General features: G+C 44.4%; 13 protein-coding genes. 7 read left to right on the top strand and 6 right to left on the bottom strand.

Features of this window, described 5'->3' with window-relative positions:
* The first annotated feature begins 209 nt into the window (after positions 1–209).
* Both ACFFJH_RS08690 and ACFFJH_RS08685 read left to right on the top strand, forming a co-directional pair.
* Positions 210–3,452: an EAL domain-containing protein gene (locus tag ACFFJH_RS08690; RefSeq protein ID WP_390211714.1), complete on the top strand. Its 3,243-nt coding sequence runs from the start codon at positions 210–212 to the stop codon at positions 3,450–3,452.
* 436 nt (positions 3,453–3,888) lie between these two features.
* Positions 3,889–4,323: a hypothetical protein gene (locus ACFFJH_RS08685; RefSeq protein ID WP_390211712.1), complete on the top strand. Its 435-nt coding sequence runs from the start codon at positions 3,889–3,891 to the stop codon at positions 4,321–4,323.
* Positions 4,324–4,385: 62 nt separating this feature from the next.
* Here the strand turns inward: ACFFJH_RS08685 and ACFFJH_RS08680 are convergent, their stop codons facing one another.
* From ACFFJH_RS08680 to ACFFJH_RS08670, 3 genes are all read right to left on the bottom strand, one after another.
* Complete coding sequence (locus ACFFJH_RS08680) at positions 4,386–5,822, bottom strand: MFS transporter (RefSeq protein WP_390211711.1); 1,437 nt, start codon at positions 5,820–5,822, stop codon at positions 4,386–4,388.
* 348 nt (positions 5,823–6,170) lie between these two features.
* Positions 6,171–6,905 (bottom strand): LytR/AlgR family response regulator transcription factor, encoded by a 735-nt coding sequence (locus ACFFJH_RS08675; protein ID WP_390211709.1) that lies wholly within the window; start codon positions 6,903–6,905, stop codon positions 6,171–6,173.
* A 37-nt stretch (positions 6,906–6,942) separates the two neighbouring features.
* A complete protein-coding gene (locus ACFFJH_RS08670) occupies positions 6,943–7,722 on the bottom strand; it encodes a sensor histidine kinase (protein WP_390211707.1) in 780 nt (259 codons plus the stop codon).
* Between the two features lie 133 nt (positions 7,723–7,855).
* On the opposite strand from ACFFJH_RS08670, the gene ACFFJH_RS08665 reads away from it, so the two are divergent.
* Positions 7,856–8,746 (top strand): ABC transporter ATP-binding protein, encoded by an 891-nt coding sequence (locus ACFFJH_RS08665; protein WP_390211705.1) that lies wholly within the window; start codon positions 7,856–7,858, stop codon positions 8,744–8,746.
* The gene (locus ACFFJH_RS08660; protein WP_390211703.1) at positions 8,736–12,323 is read left to right on the top strand and encodes a M1 family aminopeptidase; all 3,588 of its coding nucleotides are present in this window, start codon (positions 8,736–8,738) and stop codon (positions 12,321–12,323) included. The genes ACFFJH_RS08665 and ACFFJH_RS08660 overlap by 11 nt, the downstream gene beginning before the upstream one ends.
* Before the next feature lie 350 nt (positions 12,324–12,673).
* Here the strand turns inward: ACFFJH_RS08660 and ACFFJH_RS08655 are convergent, their stop codons facing one another.
* From ACFFJH_RS08655 to ACFFJH_RS08645, 3 genes are all read right to left on the bottom strand, one after another.
* Complete coding sequence (locus tag ACFFJH_RS08655; RefSeq protein WP_390211701.1) at positions 12,674–14,185, bottom strand: ShlB/FhaC/HecB family hemolysin secretion/activation protein; 1,512 nt, start codon at positions 14,183–14,185, stop codon at positions 12,674–12,676.
* A 184-nt stretch (positions 14,186–14,369) separates the two neighbouring features.
* Positions 14,370–17,513: a YDG domain-containing protein gene (locus ACFFJH_RS08650; protein ID WP_390211699.1), complete on the bottom strand. Its 3,144-nt coding sequence runs from the start codon at positions 17,511–17,513 to the stop codon at positions 14,370–14,372.
* A gap of 131 nt (positions 17,514–17,644) precedes the next feature.
* On the bottom strand, positions 17,645–19,921 hold the full coding sequence (locus tag ACFFJH_RS08645) for a two-partner secretion domain-containing protein (RefSeq protein ID WP_390211697.1): 2,277 nt from the start codon (positions 19,919–19,921) through the stop codon (positions 17,645–17,647).
* Positions 19,922–19,993: 72 nt separating this feature from the next.
* On the opposite strand from ACFFJH_RS08645, the gene ACFFJH_RS08640 reads away from it, so the two are divergent.
* The 3 genes from ACFFJH_RS08640 (at position 19,994) to ACFFJH_RS08630 (ending at position 25,052) form a co-directional block, all read left to right on the top strand.
* Entirely contained in the window at positions 19,994–20,827 is an 834-nt protein-coding gene (locus tag ACFFJH_RS08640; protein WP_390211695.1) for a response regulator, read from the top strand.
* Positions 20,793–22,769 (top strand): sensor histidine kinase, encoded by a 1,977-nt coding sequence (locus tag ACFFJH_RS08635; protein ID WP_390211693.1) that lies wholly within the window; start codon positions 20,793–20,795, stop codon positions 22,767–22,769. Before ACFFJH_RS08640 ends, ACFFJH_RS08635 begins: the two co-directional genes overlap by 35 nt.
* A gap of 681 nt (positions 22,770–23,450) precedes the next feature.
* Positions 23,451–25,052, top strand: coding sequence for a hypothetical protein (locus ACFFJH_RS08630; protein WP_390211690.1), 1,602 nt, complete (start codon positions 23,451–23,453; stop codon positions 25,050–25,052).
* Positions 25,053–25,152: the final 100 nt, after the last annotated feature.

The following is a 25,152-nucleotide window of genomic DNA, read 5'->3' as shown; positions in this document are numbered from 1 at the left end:
ATATGGCTATAATGAGACGAGATTCCTATTCTATTTAGATTGCAAGAACCTCTTTAGTAATTCGACACCGATACTAGGAGCATTTTCTGAAAATCCTAAAAAATTTCCAACGCGTTGCTCTCTTGGCGTTTTGTGGAGCAATAGTCGTAGTTTCTTTACTGGGCGTCATCACTTGGCAGCTTGCACGTGACACGATACAGGCAACCAGTATGGTAGCTCACACCTATCAAGTCTTGAATAATTTGACACGAGCCAATGGCGACGCCTATCAAATTGAATTAAGCGCGCAGAATTATCGTTTAACAGGCGATGCCGCACGTTTAGCTGAACGGAATGATGCGATCACCAATCGTGAAGCCACACTGGCCGAGATCAAGCGACTCACTGCTGATCACCCGCAACAACAAGAGCGCTGGCAACAATTACGGTTAATAATAAACCAACGCCTTGCCATCGCACAAAAAGCGGAAGAAATTCGTAAGACACAAGGAAGTGAAGCGGCTAACGCCTATATTGCAAACGCCCCATTGAAAGCAACACGTGAACGTATGTTTTTGCTATTGGGCGAAATGCAAACCGAGGAATTGCGCTTATTACAGGATCGCAATCAGCAGCAACAACGTAGTAGGCAATTTCTGGTGAGCGCCAGTCTCTCAGTTGCACTGGTTTTCATTCTGCTCTTGTTAGCGAGTTTTATCTTGATTCGTCGCCAACTTAACGAAGCAGTGAGGCAAAAAAAAGCTTTACGTGCGAGTGAAGAAAGTTTATCAATCACGCTTAACTCGATTGGTGACGCAGTCTTAGCGACAGATGTCCAAGGTTGGGTTACTCGCATGAACCCAGTCGCTGAACAACTTACTGGCTGGACGTTACAAGAGGCAATCGGACGTCCCATCAATGACATTTTCCACATCGTTAACGAGCACACTGGCTTACCAGCTATTATTCCGGTCGCAGATGTACTAGCGACTGGCAAGGTTCATGAGTTAGCCAATCATACTGTACTAATTGCGCGCAGCGGTCGGCGCTGTCCTATCGCAGATAGTGCAGCGCCGATCAAAGATAGTAGTGGTACAACGATAGGTGTAGTTTTAGTATTTCGAGACGAAACTAACGCGCGCGAAACGCAACGTATGATTAAGGAGCAAAATGAAATTCTGGAGCAAGGCGTGCAGGAGCGCACAGTGCAGCTACAGAAGAGCGAAGAGCATCTACGCAGTTTGATCAACAATTTACCGGCGTTAATCGCTTTGGTCGACACGGAACAGCGCTACGTCTATGCCAATCAACAATACCATGAACGATTTGCCAAGGATAAAAGCGACATCACGGGCTGTTTGGTAAAAGATGTTTTAGACGAAAGTCGCTATCAAGCTGCAGCGCCTTTAATCGACCAAGTGTTACGAGGCAATGCACAAAGCTATGATTGGCAGCCATCTCCTGATACGTGGCAAGTAATCCGCTACTTGCCCCACTTTAATCCTGATCAAAAGGTAATTGGTTATTACGTATTAGGAACCGAAATTACTGAACGCAAAAATGCCGAAGAAAAAATTAGCTTTTTAAACACACAACTATCTCAGCATGTTCATCAATTAGAGAATGTCAGCCGCGCTTTAAAAACTCTAAGTGCTGGAAACCGCACCATGCTGAGGGCAAAAGATGAACAGGGTCTATTAAATAACATGTGCGCCGCCATCGTCGAAGCAGGCAATTACGCTATGGCATCGGTCTGGTACAAAGAATATGATGATTTCCATTCAGTCAAAGTAATGGCACAAGACGGTCATCCTGGCGGTATGACTGCTTTACAAGAGTTACATGGGAGTTGGGCTGATAATGAATTTGGTCGTGGTGCAGTGGCAACCGCAATACGAACAGGCAAGACCGCCGTAGTCAAAAATATTCTAACTGATCCCGCTTATATCCCATGGCGCGCTGCATTACCTGGCTATGCCTGCGGTGTAGCATGCCCACTCATAGTCAATGGCGAAATTATCGGTGGTATCGTTATTTATGCAGCGGAACCAGATGCGTTTGGCGTAGATGAGGTGACCCTGTTATCTGAAGCGGCCGAAGACTTAGCTTTCGGAATTTCCACAATAAGAACACGTGCGGAGCAAAGACAAAGCCAAGAAGAAATGATCAAGCTCACCCGCTTCGATACGCTTACCGGATTGCCGAACGAAACTCAGTTCACCGAGTTAGTCAGCGTGTCTATCGACACCTGTAAACGTAACGACAGCAGTTTTGGCTTGTTACAAATTAATGTAGAACGCCTCAATGAAATCAATGTAGCTTTAGGCTTTAATCAAGGTGATCAGATCTTACGGGAACTCGCCGTCAGAATTTCAAAAACTATTCCCGACGCCGCCATGCTGGCAAGGCTGCGTGGTGATGAGTTCGCCATTTTATTGCCTGACAGCGATATGAATGCCGCCATACGCACCATACACCGAATCGACGCGCAACTTGCCACGCCCTTCCCTATCGCCGACATCACTCTGGATGTCGCCGTGAAATGTGGCATCGCATTCTATCCAGCTCATGGGACGACCACACACGATTTGCTACGGCATATGGATATCGCGGTACATCACGCGAAACGAAAAGGTGTAAATTACGCGGTGTTCGACCATGCAAAAAACAAAGACCAATCTGCCCGCCTGGCAATGGCAGGACAATTACGGCGCGCGATTGAAAACGATGAACTAGTGCTTTACCTTCAACCCAAGATTCGCATGTCAGATGGCCATGTTTGCGGTGCTGAAGGACTGGTGCGTTGGCAACATCCCGAACGCGGAATGATACCGCCGATAGAATTTATCAGCTTAGCGGAGCACACTGGATTAATCAAACCGCTCACCGAATGGGTGATAGAAGCCGCCCTTAAACTCAATCAAGAATGGCAGCAAAGCAATTGCTCCTTACCGATCGCGATTAATCTCTCTACGCGAAATTTACGAGAAGAAAATTTATTAGAAAATGTTCGATATTTACAGAGTATTTGGGATGTAGCACCAGGTCTGCTGGAAATGGAAATCACCGAAAGTATGGTGATGGACGATCCAGCATTTTCTCTACGCATTCTTAGTAGCCTGCGGGAACAAGGCATACCGCTGTATATCGACGATTTTGGCACCGGTTATTCATCTTTAAGCTATCTACAAAAACTACCGGTTGATTATATTAAGATCGATCAATCCTTTATTGCGGCAATGGCGGACAACCATGATTCCGCCTTAATCGTGCGTTCCACCATAGATCTGGCCCATGATCTTGGGCGACAAGTCGTTGCCGAAGGCGTAGAAACACAGGCCGACTGGGATCAACTCTACGCGTTTGGATGCGATTATGTACAAGGCTATTTCATCGCGAAACCCATGCCTCCTGCATTATTTCAACAATGGCGTAAAGAATTTCGTGCCCCTAAAACCAACACCCATCTATGACCTGAAATAAGTACAATTCACGTCTCACCCAAATTTCTCCACCCACCTTCTCGCCTTGCAAATTTCCTTATAAAAACCGACATTGCAGTCGCTGATCTAAGCACTACTATACAAAGAAGCCGACCTCAAAATACTAGCTAGCACGCCCCTTACACGTAAAAAATAACAGAACAACAGATATTTTTACACCTAGATCTGGCATCAACAAACATTTTACAAACATCAGAATTTAGATTCATTTAATAACGGTTAGCCACATCTTAGTATTTTTTAACCGATGATCTGAAATGCAATTTGTAAAACGAAGCAAAATGCAAATACAGGCACAGTCTTTGCAATAGCCAATTTGCTGACCTTGATGTCGAGATGCAAACAAACGTCTATCGTTGGCCCGAACATTAAACATTTCAATCAAAACCGAGTACGTGAGCCTATCGTGAACTTTCTACAAAAATTATTCGCTGTCGCCAAGTTTTCCACTGGAGAAGTTGCAATTAAGCGAACGCCAGAAATGCAACTCGCTTTAAATCGTATCGAGGCACGCAAGCAGAAACAGCAAAAGGAAGCTGCAGAAAGACAGCGTCGCGAGCGTTTGTTTAAAAGCCGCGAGCAACTAGCGAATGAAAATAGAAACACCTCTAGCAACTCAGTCAGCAACTCTGATCTACATTTGCGCCAACTGGAAAAAAAGGGGCGTCACCAACACACCGATAGACTAGAAGCCGACAGCGGCATGATGGCCAATAGCAAAATGGATCTTTGGCTCAACACCATTGCGCCACAAGAAGCACCGGATACCATTGCGCCTCATCTGCGTATTCCTGACACCGTATTTAACATTGAGAGCAATAAATTTGAGACCAAGGAATAACTCATAGCGCGAAAGAAATCAGATTTCACACAATTCGCCAGCAACCAGCTTTAGCGTCTTCATTACGTCAAATTCACTCGCTTAATCTCACCAACGAGCAGCACGTAACACGCTATCGCAGCACATGCATTGGCGGCGACAAACACCAGAGCACCAGCAAATGAACCCGTCGCGTGCAAAATATAACCAATCACAATAGGTGTCGTTATCCCAGCCAAATTACCAAAGGTATTAAACAAAGCACCGCTTAGGCCACCTGCTTGTTTGGGCGAGGTGTCGGCGACTACTGCCCAACCCAAGGCGCCTATCCCTTTACCAAGAAACGCCAATGACATCAACGCCACCACCAGCGTGTCACTTTCTATGTAATTACAAAAAATCATACTCATCGCCATACAAAGCCCAACCACGATGGGTATCTTACGAGCTGACGACAAAGACAAACCCCGACGTATCAAACGATCCGAAAAATAACCACCCAAGATACCGCCAGTAAAACCCGCAATCGCCGGAATCGCCGCAACAAAACCGGCCTTCAATATCGTCATATGACGCTCAGTCACAAGATATACAGGAAACCACGTCAAGAAAAAGTAGGTCAAGGTATTGATGCAATATTGTCCGAGATACACACCCAGTAGCATACGATTCGACAACAGTTGCTTGGTAATAGCCAGCGTATTCAATGCTGGCGTTGAGCTTGCCGACGTAGAAGTCTGATGTGAGGTATTTTCAAGATCTGTTAAAGCGCCACCCGCTTGCAAATATTCAAGCTCAGCCTGATTAATACGTGGATGATGATTCGGGCCATAAATCGTCAATAACCAAACAACAGACATTAATATACCCAAGCTTCCCATCGCATAAAACACCGACGGCCAACCCCAAGTATGTACCAGCCATCCCATGAATGGGGCGAATAGCACAGTGGCAAAGTACTGCGCTGAATTAAAAATTGCCGCCGCCAAACCGCGCTCGCTGACAGGAAACCATGAGGAAGTAATTCGACTATTGCCAGGGAAAGATGGCGCCTCAGCAGCCCCCACCAATAATCGCAAAGCAAACAACAAACCTATCGCCAGCGCACCAGAAAAGAAACCGACAAACCCCATCAAGAGAGTGAACAGCGACCACAAAAAAATACTGAAAAAATAAACGATTTTGGAACCAAAACGATCCAACAACCAACCACCAGGGATCTGTGCCAAAACATATGACCAAGCAAAAGCAGAAAAAATATAGCCCATCTCTATGCTCGACAAACCCAAGGCTTTGCTCAATTCCGGCCCCGCAATCGAAATCGACGCCCGATCGGCGTAATTAATCGTAGTAACCAAGAAAAGAATGAGCAAAATACTCCAACGGACGCGAGTGGGGGAAATTTTGCTGTTTTTGTGACTAATTGAAGTGCTTTGATCCGAAGACAGTTGGCTGTTCATAGGCTTAGTAATTTGTGTGTATTGGCCGAATTCAATGACACGCCACTGAATTGGCAACAAACTATACCTTGATATACGACGTCGTACAACAATTATTGAAGTGACTGCATTGAAGGATTAAAAAAATATAGGCGATAGGATATGGGCTAAAAGTGTGCGCCACGAAATGTAGGCTATTGGCTACGATCAGCTAAACAGTACTGCTATTAAGTTACGGATATAGAATTGTAGGGCGGGTGCAACCCGCGCCGCCAGCCCATTGAGCACCTGAGCGGCGCGGGTTGCACCCGCCCTACGAAATAGCTTAACTCAATAGTTTAACTTAATGGCAGAGCAGCTAACCGGGGCAAAATTACTTAAACAGACCGATCATTGCAAATGGAAATCATCCCCCCCCAAACATTCCATTCAAGCTCCAACAATCTTCGCCAAATGATCTTTATAGACCCGCCCGACTGGAATCACCGTTCCCCCTAGAACCACTTCATTCGCTTTGACTAAAGTAATCTCATGATGAGCAACGATATAAGAACGATGTACGCGACTAAATTTATCCTTGGGTAAGAGTTTCTCAAAGTCGGAAATTTTCATCTGACTAAGGATATGTCCACCCGCATGATAAACAGAGCTGAAGTTTCCATTCGCCTTAATATAGATCAGCTTATCCAGCGCCAATTGATGTTGCTTTTTGTCGTCTTTAATAAAAATCGTTTTTGCATCTGCTTGATGACGCTCCTTCAACCTCGCCTGCATCGCCATCGCCTTCACTCTGGTTATATCTTGCAGCACTTTTTCCACCGCAATAGCAAAGCGAGAAAAATTAAAAGGTTTTAACAGGTAATCGATAATCGCATACTCGTAGCTCTCTAATGCATACTCTTTGTGTGCAGAGATAATAATCACGTAAGGCGGCTTATCGAGCGTCCGCAAAAATTCAAAACCTGTTAATCCTGGCATTTGGATATCTAAAAAGACCAGATCAACTTGGTTCTTTTCCAAAAAATCTGCTGCGTCCGATGCACGAAAAACGCTACCCACAAAATCAAGCTCACAAGAATCTGGCGCGCCAAAATCATCGGCAAATTGCCGTATCAAAGTATGAGCGATGGGCTCATCATCAATAATTAAGTAGCGCAGTCTCATTCAAAAACTCTCAAAGCCTCTGAAAAAATCGTATAAATCAACATAAATCTATCTCCACTTTCGCAAAGTAACGGTCGCCATCAACTGAGCTTTGATACTGGTGCTTATTCGGAAAAAGTAAAGCTAGGCGGCGCCGAACATTATCCGTGCCTAAACCGCCTTGTCCTCTTTTTAGTTTATGCTTCGCCAGCACTTGCGCATCAAAATTATTCTCAATGCTAAATGAAATTCTTTGTTGATTCGTACTCAAACTGAAATGAATATAGGCTTGCGATGCCAAAGTTTCGACTCCGTGTTTAAAAGCATTTTCCAGCAAATTAATAAATAACAAGGGTGGAATCCGCTGCGCAGGGTCTGCAATATGTTGCTCAAACCGTATATCAATTTGATGCTGTTGACGAATCTGATTAAGCTCAATAAAGTTTTCTAGATAAGCGATTTCTTCAGTCACACTCACGCTATCTTTACGTCCATCATAAATCGTAAAGCGCATCATTTGTGCCAACTTATGAATCACCTCTGGCGTAAGATCTGATTTCGCAATCGCTAGACCATATAAATTATTCAGCGTATTAAAGAAGAAATGCGGATTAATTTGACTCTTCAATAAATTCAATTCAGCCTTCAAAGTCTCTTGCTGCAAATGATCGATGACTTGCGCTTGCTTATATTTATCGAAGATCAAATAGACGATAGGAATCATCAAAGATAGCGTCACAAACACCATCAACAAATCGGCATTATCGAGTCGGTAGATGGCATACAAAAGAGCAGCATAGATACCACTCGCAATACTAATTTTGATGAGCGTTTTCAAGAGTGTTGTCGGATGAATTGGTTGTTCGACATGGTTTAAGCGTCGTTCGTCATTAGGTTATTTATTTTTATTTTACTAGCAGTATGATGAAATCGATCAATACTTTTTGTGTCACCAGCAGGAATTTCAAATTATGCTCACACTACGTAATCTCTCAAAAACCTATGACAATGGCGTGCAAGCCTTGAAGGCAATCTCGCTCGATATCGAACCTGGTTTATTTGGTTTATTAGGTCCGAACGGCGCTGGCAAATCCACTTTAATGCGTACCATCGCCACGCTACAACAAGCCAGTCATGGGCAAATCAGCTTTGACAATAAAGACGTGATTCAGAACCCGAATGTCTTACGTAGTTGTCTCGGCTATTTACCGCAAGAATTCGGGGTTTATCCCAAAGTATCTTGCTATGACTTGCTCGATCACATCGCACTACTCAAAGGCGTGGTTAATCACAAAGCACGCAAGGCGCAAATCGAACAACTGCTACACCAAACGAATTTATACGATGTTAGAAAGAAAGACGTCAGTTCTTACTCTGGCGGCATGCGTCAACGTTTTGGTATTGCGCAAGCCTTACTTGGTTCGCCACGTTTGATCATCGTGGATGAACCCACCGCCGGGCTCGATCCACAAGAGCGTAATCGCTTTCATAATCTGTTGTGCGAAATCAGCGAGAACGTGATCGTGATTCTGTCTACCCACATCGTTGAAGACGTGAGTCAACTTTGCCCTAACATGGCGATTTTGATCAATGGAGAGGTAAGGCTACAAGGCAAACCCGCCCATTTAATACAAGAAATCGACGGCACGATCTGGAGCAAGCTGCTGCCGCGCAATCAGACTGAACAATACAAAAATAAATACAATGTTATCTCAGAGAGATTAGTCGTCGGTCAAACACAGATACTCGTGCAAAGCGAATTCCAGCCAGAAATTGGTTTTGAACTCGTGTCCGCCAACCTTGAGGATGTGTACTTTGCGACCTTGAAAAAATTTGAGCAAGGAGCACAACATGCTCGGTAACATGCTCGGTAATTTGCTCAAGTTCGAACTCAAAATTTATCTCAAACAAGCTGGGCTATGGCTAGGCGTCTTGCTGTTTTCTGCACTAGCTGCACTCATCACGACGCAACGCAACTTTGCCAATTCTTCCTATGCGATTACGCAAACATTGCTCTTCATCTCTCCAAATATTATTTTTTTGGTGTGCGTATTAGCGACGCCGGTATTGCTAAGAGATAGCCAGCATAAATTCGAATCCTTCATTTACACCACACCACTAGATAAGTTTGTGTATCTGGTCAGTCGTTACTTAGGCTTAATGTTAGCGAGCTTGTTTGTGATGCTGATCATGCTGTTGGCGATGATGACGACCTCCCTATTTCTCGACCCAAAACAGGCGGGCAATTTCAATCCGTTCTACTACTTATCTAGCTTTGCGATTTTCATCGTGCCGAATGTCTTGCTCTGTGTTTCCATCATATTTTCGACTGCGATATTTACTAAAAACACTTTAGCGATGTATGTTGCGGCGATCACGGTTTATGTGTTGTACATCATCGGCTCCGTATTAGGGAACTCGCCTATCCTCGCCAATTCTTCCCCACTGACGGCGGGTAACTATGGCTTTTCCGCCTTACTTGAGCCGTATGGTCTGATCGCATTCTTTGAGCAGTCCGCTTACTGGAATAGCACACAAAGAAATCAGCTAGAACCCATTTTAGCAGGTAGCCTGTTAAGCAATCGTCTACTGTGGCTTGCTGTCAGTGCGGCGATGTTTGCTTACACTTATCAAAAGTTTTCTTTCAAATTGTTCGAAGAAAATTCAAAGAAAAAGCAGGCTGCAGAAAGAACGATTGCTGAGCCGATTCAAGCTTATCAAGCGGTAAATCCGAATCACAACTTAGCAGATTTTCATATCGACATTTGGTTTTCCAAACTCAAACTGGAATACTTGAGTTTAGCGAAAAGTCGCGTGTTCTTGGTGTTGGCACTGATCACCATCGTCTTCACTGCGGTACATCTGTTAAGCGAAATCTTGACCGGGCCTATCAATGGTGGTCGGCCTTACTACGCGACCACAGGGATGATTTTAGAATCCTTAATTGAGCCTTTAGTCATCTTTGGACAATTGATCGCGATTGTGTACGCAGTTGAACTCTATTGGAATGATAGAGCAGTGAATTTTCACGCCATCATCGACGCCAGCCCGACTAACAATCTCACTTTTTATCTGGCAAAACTATGTAATGTGGTGGCGATTTTGTTTAGCTTCATCACACTCAGCGTGTTGACCGCGATTGCGTTTCAATTAATTCTCGGCATGCAGCGTGGCATGCATGAAATTAATCTTTCACAGTACGTCTTACTGTATTACTACGCGGGCATTCCCATTTTGTTGGTGGCTTTATTTTGCGTATTCTTGCAAGGATTCGCAAAGAACAAAGCGATTGGTTTGCTATTGGGCATGGGCGTATTTTGTTTAAACATCGTTTGGAAAACCTTTAGCATCAAACATCCTTTGCTGGTGTTCGCGTATGTTCCAAAATTCTATTATTCAGAGATGGCGGACACGATTTATCACCATGAAGCCTTTCATTGGATTAGCGCCTATTGGCTATCGCTAGGCGGCTTATTCGCGCTGCTTTCCGTGCTGTATTGGCGCCGTGGAGACTACAGCATCTTCAGCAATATGATAGGCAGTGGTGGCAGCCGTAAGTGGACAGCGACAAGTCGCGTCTTATTGTTATGCGTCCTCATCAGTTTTATCGGTACAGGTAGCTATGTGTTCTACCAAACCAATGTTTTTAATAGTTACATGAGCGCCAAAGATAAATTGGCGTGGATGGCGCATTACGAGAAGAGCTACGAACAATACAAAGACATGCCAAGACCAAGTATAGAAAGCGTGAAAGTTGAATTGCATATTCAACCCGAACAGCGCTCATACCAAGCTACAGGCGAGTTACAAATTCGCAATCAAACATCACAGACCATACATAAGATTATGGTGAATGTATTGAGGCAAGCTCATCTTCAACACAGTGTGAAACTACAAGGCGCAAAACAGGCATCTTACGATCCAGCTTATCAAACTTATTGGTTCATCTTAGACCAACCCATGCACGCGCAGGAGATCAGACAACTCACATTTACTTTGGATGTCACGCACAATGCATTTACCAAATTAGATGGCGAACATTGGGTCACGCAAGGCGGTAGCTATATTGAGCTAGAAGACGTGTTGCCGCAATTTGGCTTTGATCAACGCTATATGATTAGTGATGAACAAGAACGACTCAAACATGGCTTAGCAGCGGTCAAGTTGGCGGCGCCCACCGCGCAAGATCAATTCAGCAAAGAAGATAATATAGCCTATGAAGCGACGCTATCAACACCCATTGCAAGCCGGCAAACCGTGGTCACGGTTGGTCAGTTACAAAGAGATTGGCAAGACAATGGACGTCACTATTTTCACTACAAGAGTAGTCAAAAAGTGGGATTGCAATTGGCCATCGTTGCAGCGGACTTTCACATCATAAAAGCGCAACACAAGGATGTGAAAATCCAACTATATCGCAGCCCTAAGCACGATAAAGATGATGCCTTAATGCTAGAAGCTTTGACGCAAACCATGGATTATTTTGCGACACATATACAGCCGTACACCGACAAAGAATATAGCGTGGTCGAACTCCCTTACTTCGCCAAAGCGCAATCATTCGGTAGCGCGCAACCAGGTATGTATCTGGGGGTGGAAAATCGCTTCTTCAATTTAGATAATCGCGGCATAAAAAACAACCCATTGTTAAATGGCGTCTCACACGAGTTTGCACACCACTTTTTTGGATTTTCCGTTGATCCAAATTACGTGGGCGGCTACCCCATGTTGACCGAAATGTTATGCAAATACATAGAACTCGTCATGAGCAAAAAATACCAAGGCGAAGCGAGTAATTTAGAAGCGATACATCAAGCGATTGATCGATATTTGCGCCAGCGTCCGTATAGCCAAAACACCGAACGACCATTGTTCAGCGTAGGCATGGAACCACATATCTATTACAACAAAGGACAACATAGTATGTATGCGCTGATGCATTTGATTGGCGAGGACAAAATCAATCTGGCCTTACGCAATTTACTCCAGGATTTTGCTTATCCACGCAAGCCAACTTCCTTAGACCTACTCAATCTGTTCTACCAACAAGCAGACGCGGCACAAATCAAGATCATCGACGACTTATTCAAACGCATGGTGTTCCATGACTTCACCGTACACGATGCCAAGACAGTACAACTAGCGAACGGCGAATTTGAAACCACAGTCGATCTGAGTGCCTTGAAATATGTACTCAATGAAACGACGGGTGCAGAAGAGCAAGAGACCATCAACGACGACATAGAAATCGCCTTGTTCACAGAATTTCCAATCAAAAAAGAGAGCAATCAAATTCTGCTAAATAAGCAATCACTCAAGCAGGCGCGCAATACTATCCGACTTCGCAGCAAAGTTCGCCCAGTGTATGTGCAGATCGATCCACGACGTTTGCGGATTGATCGTACTCCTAGTGACAATTTGTTCAAAATCGAAAAGTAAATACCAAGTACCAGTACAGTGCTACCGAACTTGATTTGAGATGTCGCACAATTCAGTTTCTTAGCTACTATTCATCTTGGGTTCTCTGCGAGCGGAATAAAGTTCTCAACCTCATCAAATACGCGAAAATTCACATACAGCTTGCTTCGAATTCGAAGTAAGCTGTATGAATTGACCCCATTAAACCAGATATTCAATCTGGTGCAGGAGTATCCAAAATATCAATTTATTGAACAAACCAAAAGAGCAATATTAAATAATTTAATATGTACTCAGCCGAACTTCATTTACTAGAAATCGTTAACACTCTGTTAAGTTCATCAGCGTAAAAAAACCAATACCCAACGCTTTTAGAAACGCCAACCGCCTTGTACCCACAACCTCTGGGCTTTATCGGGCTCTGCAGTTGCTGCGACTCCACCGCGTCTTGCCCAACTAAAGCGCCAATCAAATGCATCGATATTCCCGGTCAAACCAATGCCATATCCTGAAAGCTGCTTATCATTCACTGTCGTTAAAAATGGCAAGCTGTTGACCTGCACTTTTCCAGTATCATAAAAAACACTCGCATTTAACCAAGGTAACACTTGATATTGTAAATCGACATTCCCCAACCAACCTCTATCACCAGACGCCTCGCCAACGGGATACGCCCGTACGCCATTCGCGCCACCAAGTGAGAACTTTTCTGAGGAGTCTAAGTTTTTATTTGCCCACTGCCCGCGCAAGCCGAATGACAAGCTTAGCTTGCTTGTTAAGCCCTGCTGACGGTTAAAACTAAATGAGACTTTATTGAAGTTACCCGTCGTTTTAGCCGCGATACGATCAATCGCTTCGGCGTCGACACTATCGATACCCAATCTACCCGAGGCGAATGTAAAACTCGCGAAACTACTCGCACGCAAACCACCAAAAGTATCACGCCAATCCGACAACAAACTCAAGCTCGCTTGTGTCGCACGCTTATCTGTTTGGGTATTTGTCACGCGCACTTCATCACGTAATTTCTTATGCTCAACCGCAGCCTGAAAATAGATATTCGATGACGTAGAGCGCCGCAAGGGATACTGCATAGTCGTTTCCAACGTGTCAGATTGACCAACCGCATCAAGCGTTTTGTAGATATCACCTAAAAAGTATTGAGAATGATTGATGCCGAGACCACCTGTTAACCCGTGTCCACCGATGGGCAACTGTATGTGAGCACGCCCGTACAACATTTTCTCGTCACTAAGCAAAAAATTTGCTGAGAATTTGTCACCATAACCTACCAACCCTCGCGCTTCAATCGAAGCGCCGGCGCGATATGCACCGGAGTAACGCGAGCCCAAATTATCTGCCTCCAATTTACCCGACCATGAGGAGGCAGGTTTGACGTCGACAATCAAAATAGTTTCGCCAGTATTCACACCTGCAGCTAACCTCGATTCCACACTACCGACACCGGGCACATCCCCCAATAACAATAAAGCGCGATCCATCGTTGGCTTGTGTAGCGCGGCACCTACAGGCAACTGAGAAAAATAGGCCCGAATTCTCTCATCAGATAACGTGGAAGTGTTTTGCAACTGTATCTCTGCCAAACGCCCTTCCAAAACGGCGATAGTAATGACACCGTCTTCCATTTTTTGTGGGGGCAGATAGGCACGAGCCATAGGGTACCCAGATTCTCGATAAATTGAAGTTACACGTTGCACCGCCAATTGTAAGTCGCCAAAGGAGTGGCTTCCGCTATTAATTTTTACAATTTCAGCACTTAATCGCTCCGGAGAAAATAGGGTTGCACCAACTAGAACCACTTTTTTTACATCAAAGCGCGGTTCTTTTTTGGAATTCGGGTCTTTTTCCTGTTCTTGTGACAACGAGGAATTACCCGAAGTCGAGACAGACTGTGTCCGTTCAGGCTCAGAGAATGTTTGACTTTGGGCCACTCCAATAAGTGTATTTGCGAGTCCGAAAGATGATGTAATTAAAAGGAATCTTATTTTTACAGTTAACATGGATTTTGAATAGTTTATTTGCGTTTAGTAGTAACCGAACGCTGCTTTAATTAGAAAATTTTTTTGCAACGGCAATCTTCATGACAGTTGGAAAATCAACACTCGATATCGCAGATTTCGCCTTATTTATTGCATCAATTACCCTATTCGTATCTCCCATATGTCCAGTCAGCGCTAAGGTTGTTGCACCCGGTATATTTCTGTATTGGTCTCTTATAGATACCAGTGCTTCAATTTGCACGTTCTTATTCACATCAAAACCATATCGAGCATCTTCAATCGACACAGATCCATTTGCAATATTGGTCGCAAGATAGTCCACATAAGAATTAAACTGCACATTGACACTCTTTGCTCTATCAAGATTTGCAGTTAACGCTTTATCTATACTTCCACCACTTGCAAGTTCAATTGCCAGCGCACCCAGTTCAAAAGGAGACGTAACCGCAGCGACAACGACGTTCACTCCAGGGATTCCATAAGATGATGCAAGGTACAAATCATTTTGATCACCAACGTTAAATGATCCATCAAGCGAATGCGAAAAGGAGTTTCCTAGGACAACAAAATTCTTCACTATTTGCAAAACATGGCCTGCACCTTCTACAAATTTGGCCGATTTTCCAAGCAAATCATTTGGATTCTTTAACGCGTGCATTGCATTATTAAAGTCTTTTAATGCTGAATCAATATCACCTTGTTCAGCGCCGCGAATTATATTCAAGAGTTTTCTCGAAGAATTATTCACATTTTCGAGACCTACAATACCTTTGGTCGCGTCGTTTAAGTTAGTAATATAGTCGGCACCGGCCTCCAAAACCTGGAGTTTACTATTATTAGTAATATCATTTAATGTTCCCAATAAAGTGAATCCTTCTCCATTTTTGGCTGGAACAACATTGCTTTGCGGATCGGTAATCAACGGTGTAATTGTTCCAACAGCATTGTGGGTCGTAACCGCATAATTCGCCCCATTATTCCCGTCATTTATCTGATATTTTTTAATATAAATCGTCGATTTATTCGTCCCCATGGCAGCGCTACTTACAAATGCTTGCTCCCTGATCGGGATCGTATCTCCAGAAGCTAAGCCCTGTACTCGGAATAGCTGGGTTGAAATGTCTGTACCGTTATAAATTCTGGTTTCAGATTCTGCGAACAGATCGAGGGGGCGAGGCGTAATCGAGCCACTTCCGTCGAGATAGGAAACTATGTAGTTACGTCCACCATTACCATCACTCACTAAAATATCAGAGACATTAACCTGCTTATTTCTACCAGCATTTACATCGGCAAATCTCAAAATACCCCCAGTCCAAGTGTCTGATCCAAAAAAATGTCCGCCGATTTTCGATATCTCGCCTGTCGCGGTAGTATTTGCATCGTAAACTTTGCTGTTCACCTTCGCACCAAACAATATTTCAGCTGGTGAAATTACCCAATAGCTCCCCTCCGTACTAAGGAAATAATTACCAGCAGCATTGCCTCCCAATGTAAGCGTACCCGTGCTTGTTAATGCCTGTCGTCCAGCATTCTTACTTGCTAGAACACCAGCTCCAGAAACGATTTTGACATTACTTCTATCAGCCTCAAAAGTACGACCGCCACCAAACAAGCTCACGTTGTCATTCCAGTTAGCATTTGTAGTCCCGTCATACGAGCGGCTTCCAGTGAGACTCAGAAAAAGTGCGGCGCGATCTATCGTCGCATTCACGGAACTTGACCCAGAAACAATATAGTTTGGATCATTCGAGACTAATTTGTTGACAGTGAATGCAGAATAGCTTCCTGCATTCGCACTACTAACTGTTGCTGTGCCAGAGATAATTGGTATCGCATCAGCTCCTTGCACTCCACTACTCACAGAAAAGCCGCTATTAAAGCTAGCATCACCGTCATATGTCTTGCGCACAACCACATCTACTGGACGTGGCGAAATTGAGGCATTTCCGCTACGGTAGTTGATATTGTAGTTTCGCCCGCCATTTCCATCGTTCACCGTGATACCTGAGGCGTTAACCACCTTATCTTTCCCAGCATTTGCATTATCAAATGCAAGCATCCCAGGTCCAACGATTTCATCGTTAGCATAAAGCTCCCCGTTAATCAATTTGACGAGCCCAGTTGCATTTTTACCACCATCGTATACTTTAGAGTCCGCAATGGTTGTAAAAACCAGGTTAGCGGGCTGTATATTCCAACTACTGCCGCTTGTACCCAGTGTATAGTTGGACGCTGCCGTCCCGCCGATACTGAGTGAACCAATCGAGATCAATTCTTGGGTACCTACATCTTTTGCACGTAATAGTCCTGAGCCAGAAACAAGCGCAACTTTCCCTTGGTCAGCAGGCAACACACCTAGCAACTGAGTATTATCGTTCCAATTGGCAGCACGCGTTCCGTCATAAATGCGACTACCAGACACACCGAGCATACTCAGTGCCGCAGGGTTAATATTTGCGCTGATTTTTCCTAAGGAGCCCGAGTACGCATAAAGTGGATTGGGGGTGTAGTTGGGATTATTGGACACCAACTGATTATTCGCAAAGCTCGTATAAGTTCCCGCATTTGCGCTACTAACTGACGCGGTGCCCGTAATGGTGGGTGTCAAATCGCCAGCTAATACGCCATCTGTTACGGCAAATCCGCTATCGAAACTCGCGTTGGCATTGTAAGTTTTGCTGACGGAAAGGCTAACTGGGCGCGGCTGTATGGTGAGCGTACCGGAGGTATAAGTCACTTCGTATTTTTGAGAATATAGCCCAGTTGGTATTAAAGAATAATTACCTGCATTAATCGCCCCCTGTGCAGTACCTCCCCACTGCAGCGTACCGGACAAACTACTTGCGGTATCGCCACCCGTAAAGCCGCTATAATCAATGATACCGCCAGACCACGCGGTTTTATCATAGACTTTTTCTATATTGCGAGCCGAAGCACTGAGGTTGATTTTGCCTTGCGTTAAGACGCGCAACATGGGGTAAGAGCTGCCTTCAACGATGCGCCAGGTGTTAGTGAAGTCCCAGCCCGGAAAGGAACTTTGACTTCGCATACTAGAGGGTGACAATGATGTGCTTGCTCCACCTCCTTCATTTAACCCAATTGTTTGAAGTACATTTGATGTACCACTTGCTATACCAGAACTGTAACTTGCGCTTACATTGCCAAGAGAGGAATTTTTACCAATCAAACCACCACTGTTGTTAACACCTGATACATTTCCAGTTGAGTAACTATAACTTACAACGCCATCATTGCCACCTAAAAGCCCACCACTATTAAAAGAAAAACCAGAAACTGTACCCGTGGCATAACTATTGTTTATCGTTCCTCCATTCGNGCCCCCGCTAATCCACCAGCATTAGCAGATCCCATATTGGGATTAGCCCCCACCCCTGAGTAGCTTACATTTCCAGTTGCATAGGATTGCGTTATTACCCCCCAATTTCCACCAACCAATCCCCCAACGACATCGCCCCCACTAACGTTACCACTGGAATAACTTCTTGTAATCAACGTGCTTGAATATAGACCAACTTCTTCGCCCGAAGTATTTCCGACGAGTCCACCGGCTCTACCTTGATTGTCTTTATTTGTCACGTTTCCACTTGCAGAACTACCGCTAATGCTTCCACCAAGCATAATCCCCACAAGTCCACCAGCAGACCCAATATTTGCAACAATATTCGCGCTGCTATTGCTATTTAAGACCGTAATTGATTGACCTTGTCCAAGCAAACCTCCCACTTCTCTATCACCAACTATCATGCCACCAAGAATGCTTACATCACGAATTACTACATTATTATTGCCACCGTAAGCATCCCCAAATAAGCCGATTTTTCTTGATGATGGTCTATTTATATAAAGGTTACTTACAGTATGTCCAAGGCCATGAAACTGCCCCTTAAAAGGGTAATTGTTTCCTATTGGCAAAAATCCTTCCCCGCCATTCCATCCTTGCGTTGCGACGCCGTCAATATCCGCACCAAGTGCATATAAACCACTCGGTGTTCCATTATTGCTGGGCAAATTCATCCCCTGCAAATCAGTACCCGAAAGACTTCCAGCCTGCCCTAAAGTTGTAATGACCGTATAATTTTTCGTACTGCCAGACGATCCCTGCTTAGTACTGAAATTACTACCAGCAGGCAAATTCACTTTGACACCGCTGCCCAAGACGTAGTCACTACCGGCACCATCACTAGTTTCTTGCCCGTAATTCAACGCTAATTTGGCAGTGCCTGACGCGTTCAAGTTGGCATTGATATTGATGTTGCGATGTGCTTGTAATGTAAGTTTATTGGCGTTCCAAGTCAGTGGATCATTAAAGAAAATATCACCGTTGCCCGTGCCTGTAGGTAAAGTTTGCAAGGTAATATTGGTCATCTGAAGCTGGCTCGCCAGCACCCCAGGCGTCATGTTGCCGCCGCTATTTGCAACGATGATGTCTGTCGGATCGACGAGATAGTTTCCGGTCACACCATTTGCCGCATGGGTCGTGACTAGTGCCTTACTCAAAAGCTGTACATTAGCTGCACTAGTCTCGACAAAACCACCATCACCACCGATGGGAGCAGAGGCATCTAATTTGCCATTGAGATTCACTGCTCCGCTCTGCATGTCAGCCAATAGCTCAATCACGCCACTTTTATTTGATACTGTCCGTGCTTCGATGACACCGCTATGGTTCACGACTGCATGACTCAATGCATCGACACCTTTAGCAGTTAGCACAACGTGGCCACCACCTGCTTCAATTAATCCGCCATTGTTGACCAAGGCTTGCGCACTTCCAACATCGAGTGTATAGCCGACCAAACCACCATCGGATTGCAAATTCAAGGTAACACCTTGCGCTCCGGCCAACAGCACTTTGCCACCAGCGGCACTAAGCGTGCCTGTGTTTTGTACCAGCGGTGCCATCAGCGCGAGCGTACCACCCGGCGCAACGCTAATCTTGCCATCATTGATGACGCTGCCGTTATGGTTGCCGCTGTTGATGCTAGTAAATTGATAGTTGCCGGCCATAAAATTTTCATTGGTCAGACCTAGAGTACTGGCGACTAGACCACCCACGTTCACTTGTGAGCCTGCACCAAACAATACGCCATTTGGATTAAGGATAAACACGTGACCGTTTGCGCTGAGATTGCCCATGATGGCGCTTGACTCGGTGCCGGTAACACGGTTTAAGGTTAGTGAGCTGGCATTCGGTTGATTAAAGCGCACAGATTCATTCGCACCAACAAAGAATTTATTCCAATCAATTGCCGCCTTGTTACTGGTCTGATTGATAATGGTGTTGCTACCGTTTTGATGAATGGTAGCGCTACCTGCGGTGACTTTGCCACCACTCAGGCCAATCGCGTTTAGTGACGGATTGCCAGCACCTCCGATACCAACTCGTGCCCCAACATTGGCGGCAAAGCTAGGTGCGCTTAATCCTACCAAGGTCGCGCCTATTGTAAAGATAGTCGTAGGGAGGCGTAGTTTCGCTCGTGATTTATTATTTTTACCTTGGGCTTTGCCATGTTCTGTGACTGCCTGATAGCACGCTGTAGCATGGTTCCAGATGACTCGGTAGATGTGGTTCATAAGATCGCCGTCAGATTGAAATTGCGAGTTATTTAGACAATTCATTGGTTTAATTCATTTCCCAACAAATTTTTGTTGTTTGAATTTTACGGACGTCTGATTCTTTCGTCTGTCACCTATATAGGTGATGCGCAGACAGATATGAATGTTGTAAACTATGCCATTATGACCATTTCTCCATTTCATCACGTGGCAGTAGTTGAGGACGATCCGATTTTTCGGCATCGGTTTGAAGAAGTGCTACTTAACGCACCAGACATGGCATTGTCTGCTTCTGCCGCAAACTTTCCTGACGCACTCAATTTACTTTCCGGTCAGCCACCTGACGTGCTCTTGGTTGACATTGGGCTACCAAATGGGCAAAGCGGTATTGATCTTATTCGCCTAGCAGTCGATTGCTGGCCTTCATGCGTCATTATGGTTCTGACGGTATTTGGGGATGAACAAAATGTGCTCGGCGCGATACGTGCGGGGGCAATGGGGTATCTACTCAAAGATGCTGATGATAAGACATTGGCAGAGCATATTCGCTCTTTACGCCGTGGCGAAAGTCCGATTTCGCCCGTTATTGCAAGGCAATTGTTAAAGCAATTAATGCCAATGCCGACCACGACATTAAATGATAGGACATTAAGCGATACACCATTTCTGAATACCAACAAGCCAGAAAAGTTATGCCAAACAAAAGAAAAATTTGGCGATTTCACGCCAACACTCTCTGCTCAGGAAGCCACTGTTTTAAACCTGATTGCAAAGGGCTTCACACTCAAGGAAGTAGCCGCTTTGTTGGATATCTCAATCAATTCGGTCAAGACCAACGTACAACGCTGCTATCGCAAATTGCAGGTCCATTCGCAAACAGAGGCGATCTATGAAGCGCGACGACTGGGGCTTATTAAAGATTAATCAATACGTAAACCGGACTCTTTGGGGTGCGCTATGGCTCATCGGCAGCATCGCTTGTTTAGCCTTATTTTGGATGTTTATATGGGCAGAGCCTGTCCGCCAAAGCGACAAAAAACTAACATCCGTAGAACGTTGGGTAGAGCCACTTTCGCATATTGAATTTACACAGACTAATTTCTCAAAACTAGCACAACGTCCTTTAGATTTCAGCCTGGCGCATTGGGAAAGCGTTTCAACACCAGATATTCGGCCGCTACCAATTGCATCCGCTACGGGTCAGGACTCTCAGATATCGCAAGCTTGGTTTCGCTTCACGTATGTCGTTCCAGAAAACGTCAATCCATCAAGTCCTCTCGCTTTGTATGGGACGAGAATCATGGGAGGTGGCGCCTATTCGGTTTGGGTTAATCGCCAACTGACTTATGTCAATTTAGAAAATTGGCGAATGCAATGGAATCACCCATTGTTTATCCCAGTCCCGTTACAACTTTCCCAGCCAGGACAGACGATTGAAATTATATTAGCGTTTCCGTTTCGGGAAGCTCAAGGCTATGCCGTTGGCTCATTGTATTTTGATGAAGCTCAAGACTTGAACACCTCCTATAAACTGCGTCATTTTTTCCAAACTACCTTACCGTCAGCCACAATGATCGTTGGATTATTGATGGGACTACTTTCGCTACAGTTCTTTCTCGTCAGACGAAATGAAGCAATTCACGGGATCCTGTTCCTATCTTCTGTCGCGTGGTTTATTGTTAATTTACAATACAGTACAGACTTTTCTGAGAACGAAGTTGCTTCAGTTTGGTTTGGTCAAATTGTCGATGCATCGATCTCTTGGATGTTGCTGTTCACCTTTATGTTCGCGATTCGTCTCAATGGACGAGCTTATCCCAAAAGAGAGGCTGCTTTTGCAGCCTATGTCTTGGTCAATACGGTCGTTACCCTACCTTTTTGGCGATGGGAAATGAATGCATTATTATTGCAGCATTGGATTCTCGTTTTCGTTTCGATACTCTTAATTATTTCGATTGCGAGGGAGTATCTTAAAACACGAAGTATCGAGCAATTTGTATTGACGGCGTCTTTATTTTTTGTGATTTGCTTCGGCGTACATGATCTTTCTTATATTACGTCACAAACACACCCTGATCATATTTTCATGTCTCCTTATGGCACGATAATGATTTTTATTTCCTTTATTTTTGCAACTCAACGCAAATATCTAGGAGCCTTAGAAATAGCCGAAAATGCAAACGCGACCTTATCCTCTAAGCTTGTAGCAAAAGAAACCGAACTTCGAGAAAAACATAATCAGCTCATCGCTATAGAACAGCGACAAGCAATTTTACTTGAACGGCAGAGGCTAGCTAAAGATATGCATGACGGCGTGGGTTCATCTTTAATGACTTCGCTTTCTATGGCGGAAAACAAGAGTCTAGACTCCACTCAAGTAAGGCGGGTACTGCGAGAATGCTTGGATGATCTCAAGCTGGTTATTGAGTCACTTGAGCCAATAGAACATGATCTATCAACATTACTCGGTGCACTGAGATATCGAATTGGTGATCGACTTGAAGGTGCTGGGTTAAAGGTGCTATGGCAAATGGATGACTTGCCCGCAATAACTTGGCTAGACGCACCACAAGCACTAAGAATTTTGCGAATAGTTCAGGAAATCATTACCAATGTACTCAAACATGCCAAAGCTAGCAGTATCAGCATCGCTACCCGTTTGAAAACACCGGCAAATTCCGACCCGCACGTTTTGATTAGAATTGAAGACGATGGCATTGGTTTTGATACGGCCAATTACGCTGCCGGGCGTGGTCTACAAAACATACGCGATCGAGCAGATTCTCTCAATGCTGTGCTGTCTATTAGTTCAAAACTTGGTCAAGGAACCGTTATTGAACTACGTTTAGCAATCAATCAAAACTAAACTCGCCCCTGCCTAAACGTAAATAAAAATAGCCTATAAATCAGTGAGTTATAGGCCATTGTTTACTTATATTAACTTACTAGGTTTCAGAACGGTTATGCACACTTAATAAATGTAAACAATATTTTTTAAGACTGGCGCATGATTAAGTTTTCACTTTTTACCTCTTTTATGCAAACAAAATTCATGATTTTAGGCTTCTTGTTTACACTTTACTTTTGTTACATTTTCTAGAGTCGAGAATTCCTATTTCATAAGGAACTACCAACATCTTTTTTGTCGTCAAAGACAACATAAAACGAAGCTCCCGTAGAAGCGATAACTTTCAGCACGTGTAAGTAATATTACTTTCGAAGTAGACTTATCTGTGTCGCGAAAGGAGATCTAATTTCGGCGCCTTTTCAGAATCTAGTTTATAAATGAGTTTTAATTCTCAAAATAAAATCTACAATCGACCTCTAGAATATTACTTATGTGCAATTATCAGAGTTTTAAAAAAATTTAAGTAACTACCACGCCACTATAATGGAGGATCGGACCGCAAAGGGAACTTAGAGATAACACTAGCTGTATCCCGGCGAACCTTAGCGCTCACTGTGATGGAACATATCGCGATTTTGATACTTAGTAAAACAGCAGTCACTCCGATAGGATAGCGACAACTTCACCTAAAGGAAAAATATGCTGCCAACTACAAATCAACTTCCGACGCTAGGCCACCTACACAAAGTCGTGTGCGACTGCCTAGGACTGTGGAATAGCGATAACGAAGACATAACCTTCCCTTTAACCGCCACCGAGAAAGATCGACGCACTGCATTGCGAGAGGCTTTTAAGGCAATTAAAAAGGAAGATGGTACGTATGGGTCGCTCGACGACTTGGTCGTAATTACTACACAGCTGGCTCCAAGGAATACGCAGAAGATCAAGAAAAGCAGAACGATTCAAGCCTATGTCAATCATCTATCAAAAACCGACTTTGAGTCTATTGATGAATATAATGAGTTACACCAATACATCAAGGCGATGCTCACTGAGCGCTATTCTCACTGGGGCGTTTCCCAGCTGGCGGTGAACTTTTACGTGTCGGCCCTTGAGCACTACCGAGAATTTGTTAGAGAACACGTCAGCAATGCGCAGAATCAAAACTACAGCTATCAGTACTTTCTCAGTCTATGTCTTCACTCACTGACGAGGCACCTACCAAGCGAGCTGTTGTCTGACGACACTTGGCCAACTATTGCGTTGAATGAGCCTTGGCCCTTGAGGAAATTCGCGGATGTTGCTTGTGAAATCACAGGCATCACATTGCATAAACTTCACCAGTATCACGAATTTCATCAAGAGGGGACACAAAATGAGCAAATATGGCTCCGTGACTTCACCTCAATGCAAGTCAATACTCGATCCAAACAAGTGATCGACCGATTACGGAAGCACAACCGGATGAAATGGGAGACCTTTTATCCAACCCTTCAACCGCTGACTTACCTCCTGCCGAAGGCTATTACAAGCAAGGCATTCGCGATTCATGCGTTTGCAGCAATGATTACTCACAACCTCAATGTCCATTTGATTGATTATGGGCCATTCGAACCTCCTGTGCGAGACCACTTGATATGCGAAAAAATTGAGCATGGCCACTCAAAACCCAGCAGCGACGTTCTTGACCTGCTTTTCAACGATAGTCCCATCGTCGATGAAGCCTTCGCAAAGCAGTCATCCAACCGATATCGAGCTCTGCTCGATGGAATTAGAACCTTACCTGGCTCTTTAAACCTTACTGGATACATTCCAAACTGTATGGAGCAAATATATAAAAAAGAATATTTGCGATACACCGAAGCTGAATGGCACGTAGCGCTATTAACCCCCCCCCATTGGCTCAACGAATGGGTACGAGCACAGAATGCATTGTTTGCTGGTAATACCTCGCTGGCGCTATCGCACTTCAGCACAGCGTTCGAGCACGCAAAGTATGCGGCGGGGCCACTATTCATTCCGTTTTACATCCAGGTATGCGCGTTCTGCAAATCGCAATATCGACTGCTTTCAGCACGGAAAGAAGAGGAATTATTCGAGCGGTTCTATGAAGGCTTGGGCAAAAGTGTTACAGGTTACGCTAAATTGTTGGGATACACTCCCAGGTTCGAGAGAGACTCGAACACTCTTTTGCCTCGATCAACGCTACCTAGCAAGTCTAAGTTGATTTTGAAAGAAATCGACTCAATGGCAAGAACCTTGGAAAACTTAAGCACACACTCCTTGAGAAGCACTTCCTGAGTATGTCGAATTTTCGAAATGCATCACTGCGCAGGAGAGTGACGCACCCAATAGTGATTCGGCAACGAGAAAAAAATGAGTGCTAGTAGCGGTGGCTGCA

Origin of the sequence: Affinundibacterium danionis (assembly GCF_042432465.1) — a bacterium.
Classification (GTDB): Bacteria; Pseudomonadota; Gammaproteobacteria; order Burkholderiales; family Burkholderiaceae_D; genus Undibacterium; species Undibacterium danionis.
Note: the sequence above shows the minus strand (reverse complement) of the source record. Positions and strands in the feature narration are given on the sequence as shown.

Coding starts and splice junctions, on each gene's coding strand:
- ACFFJH_RS08690 (WP_390211714.1), top strand. CDS start 210: ATGGTAGCTCACACCTATCAAGTCTTGAATAATTTGACACGAGCCAAT.
- ACFFJH_RS08675 (WP_390211709.1), bottom strand. CDS start 6,905: ATGAGACTGCGCTACTTAATTATTGATGATGAGCCCATCGCTCATACT.
- ACFFJH_RS08665 (WP_390211705.1), top strand. CDS start 7,856: ATGCTCACACTACGTAATCTCTCAAAAACCTATGACAATGGCGTGCAA.
- ACFFJH_RS08660 (WP_390211703.1), top strand. CDS start 8,736: ATGCTCGGTAACATGCTCGGTAATTTGCTCAAGTTCGAACTCAAAATT.
- ACFFJH_RS08635 (WP_390211693.1), top strand. CDS start 20,793: ATGAAGCGCGACGACTGGGGCTTATTAAAGATTAATCAATACGTAAAC.
- ACFFJH_RS08630 (WP_390211690.1), top strand. CDS start 23,451: ATGCTGCCAACTACAAATCAACTTCCGACGCTAGGCCACCTACACAAA.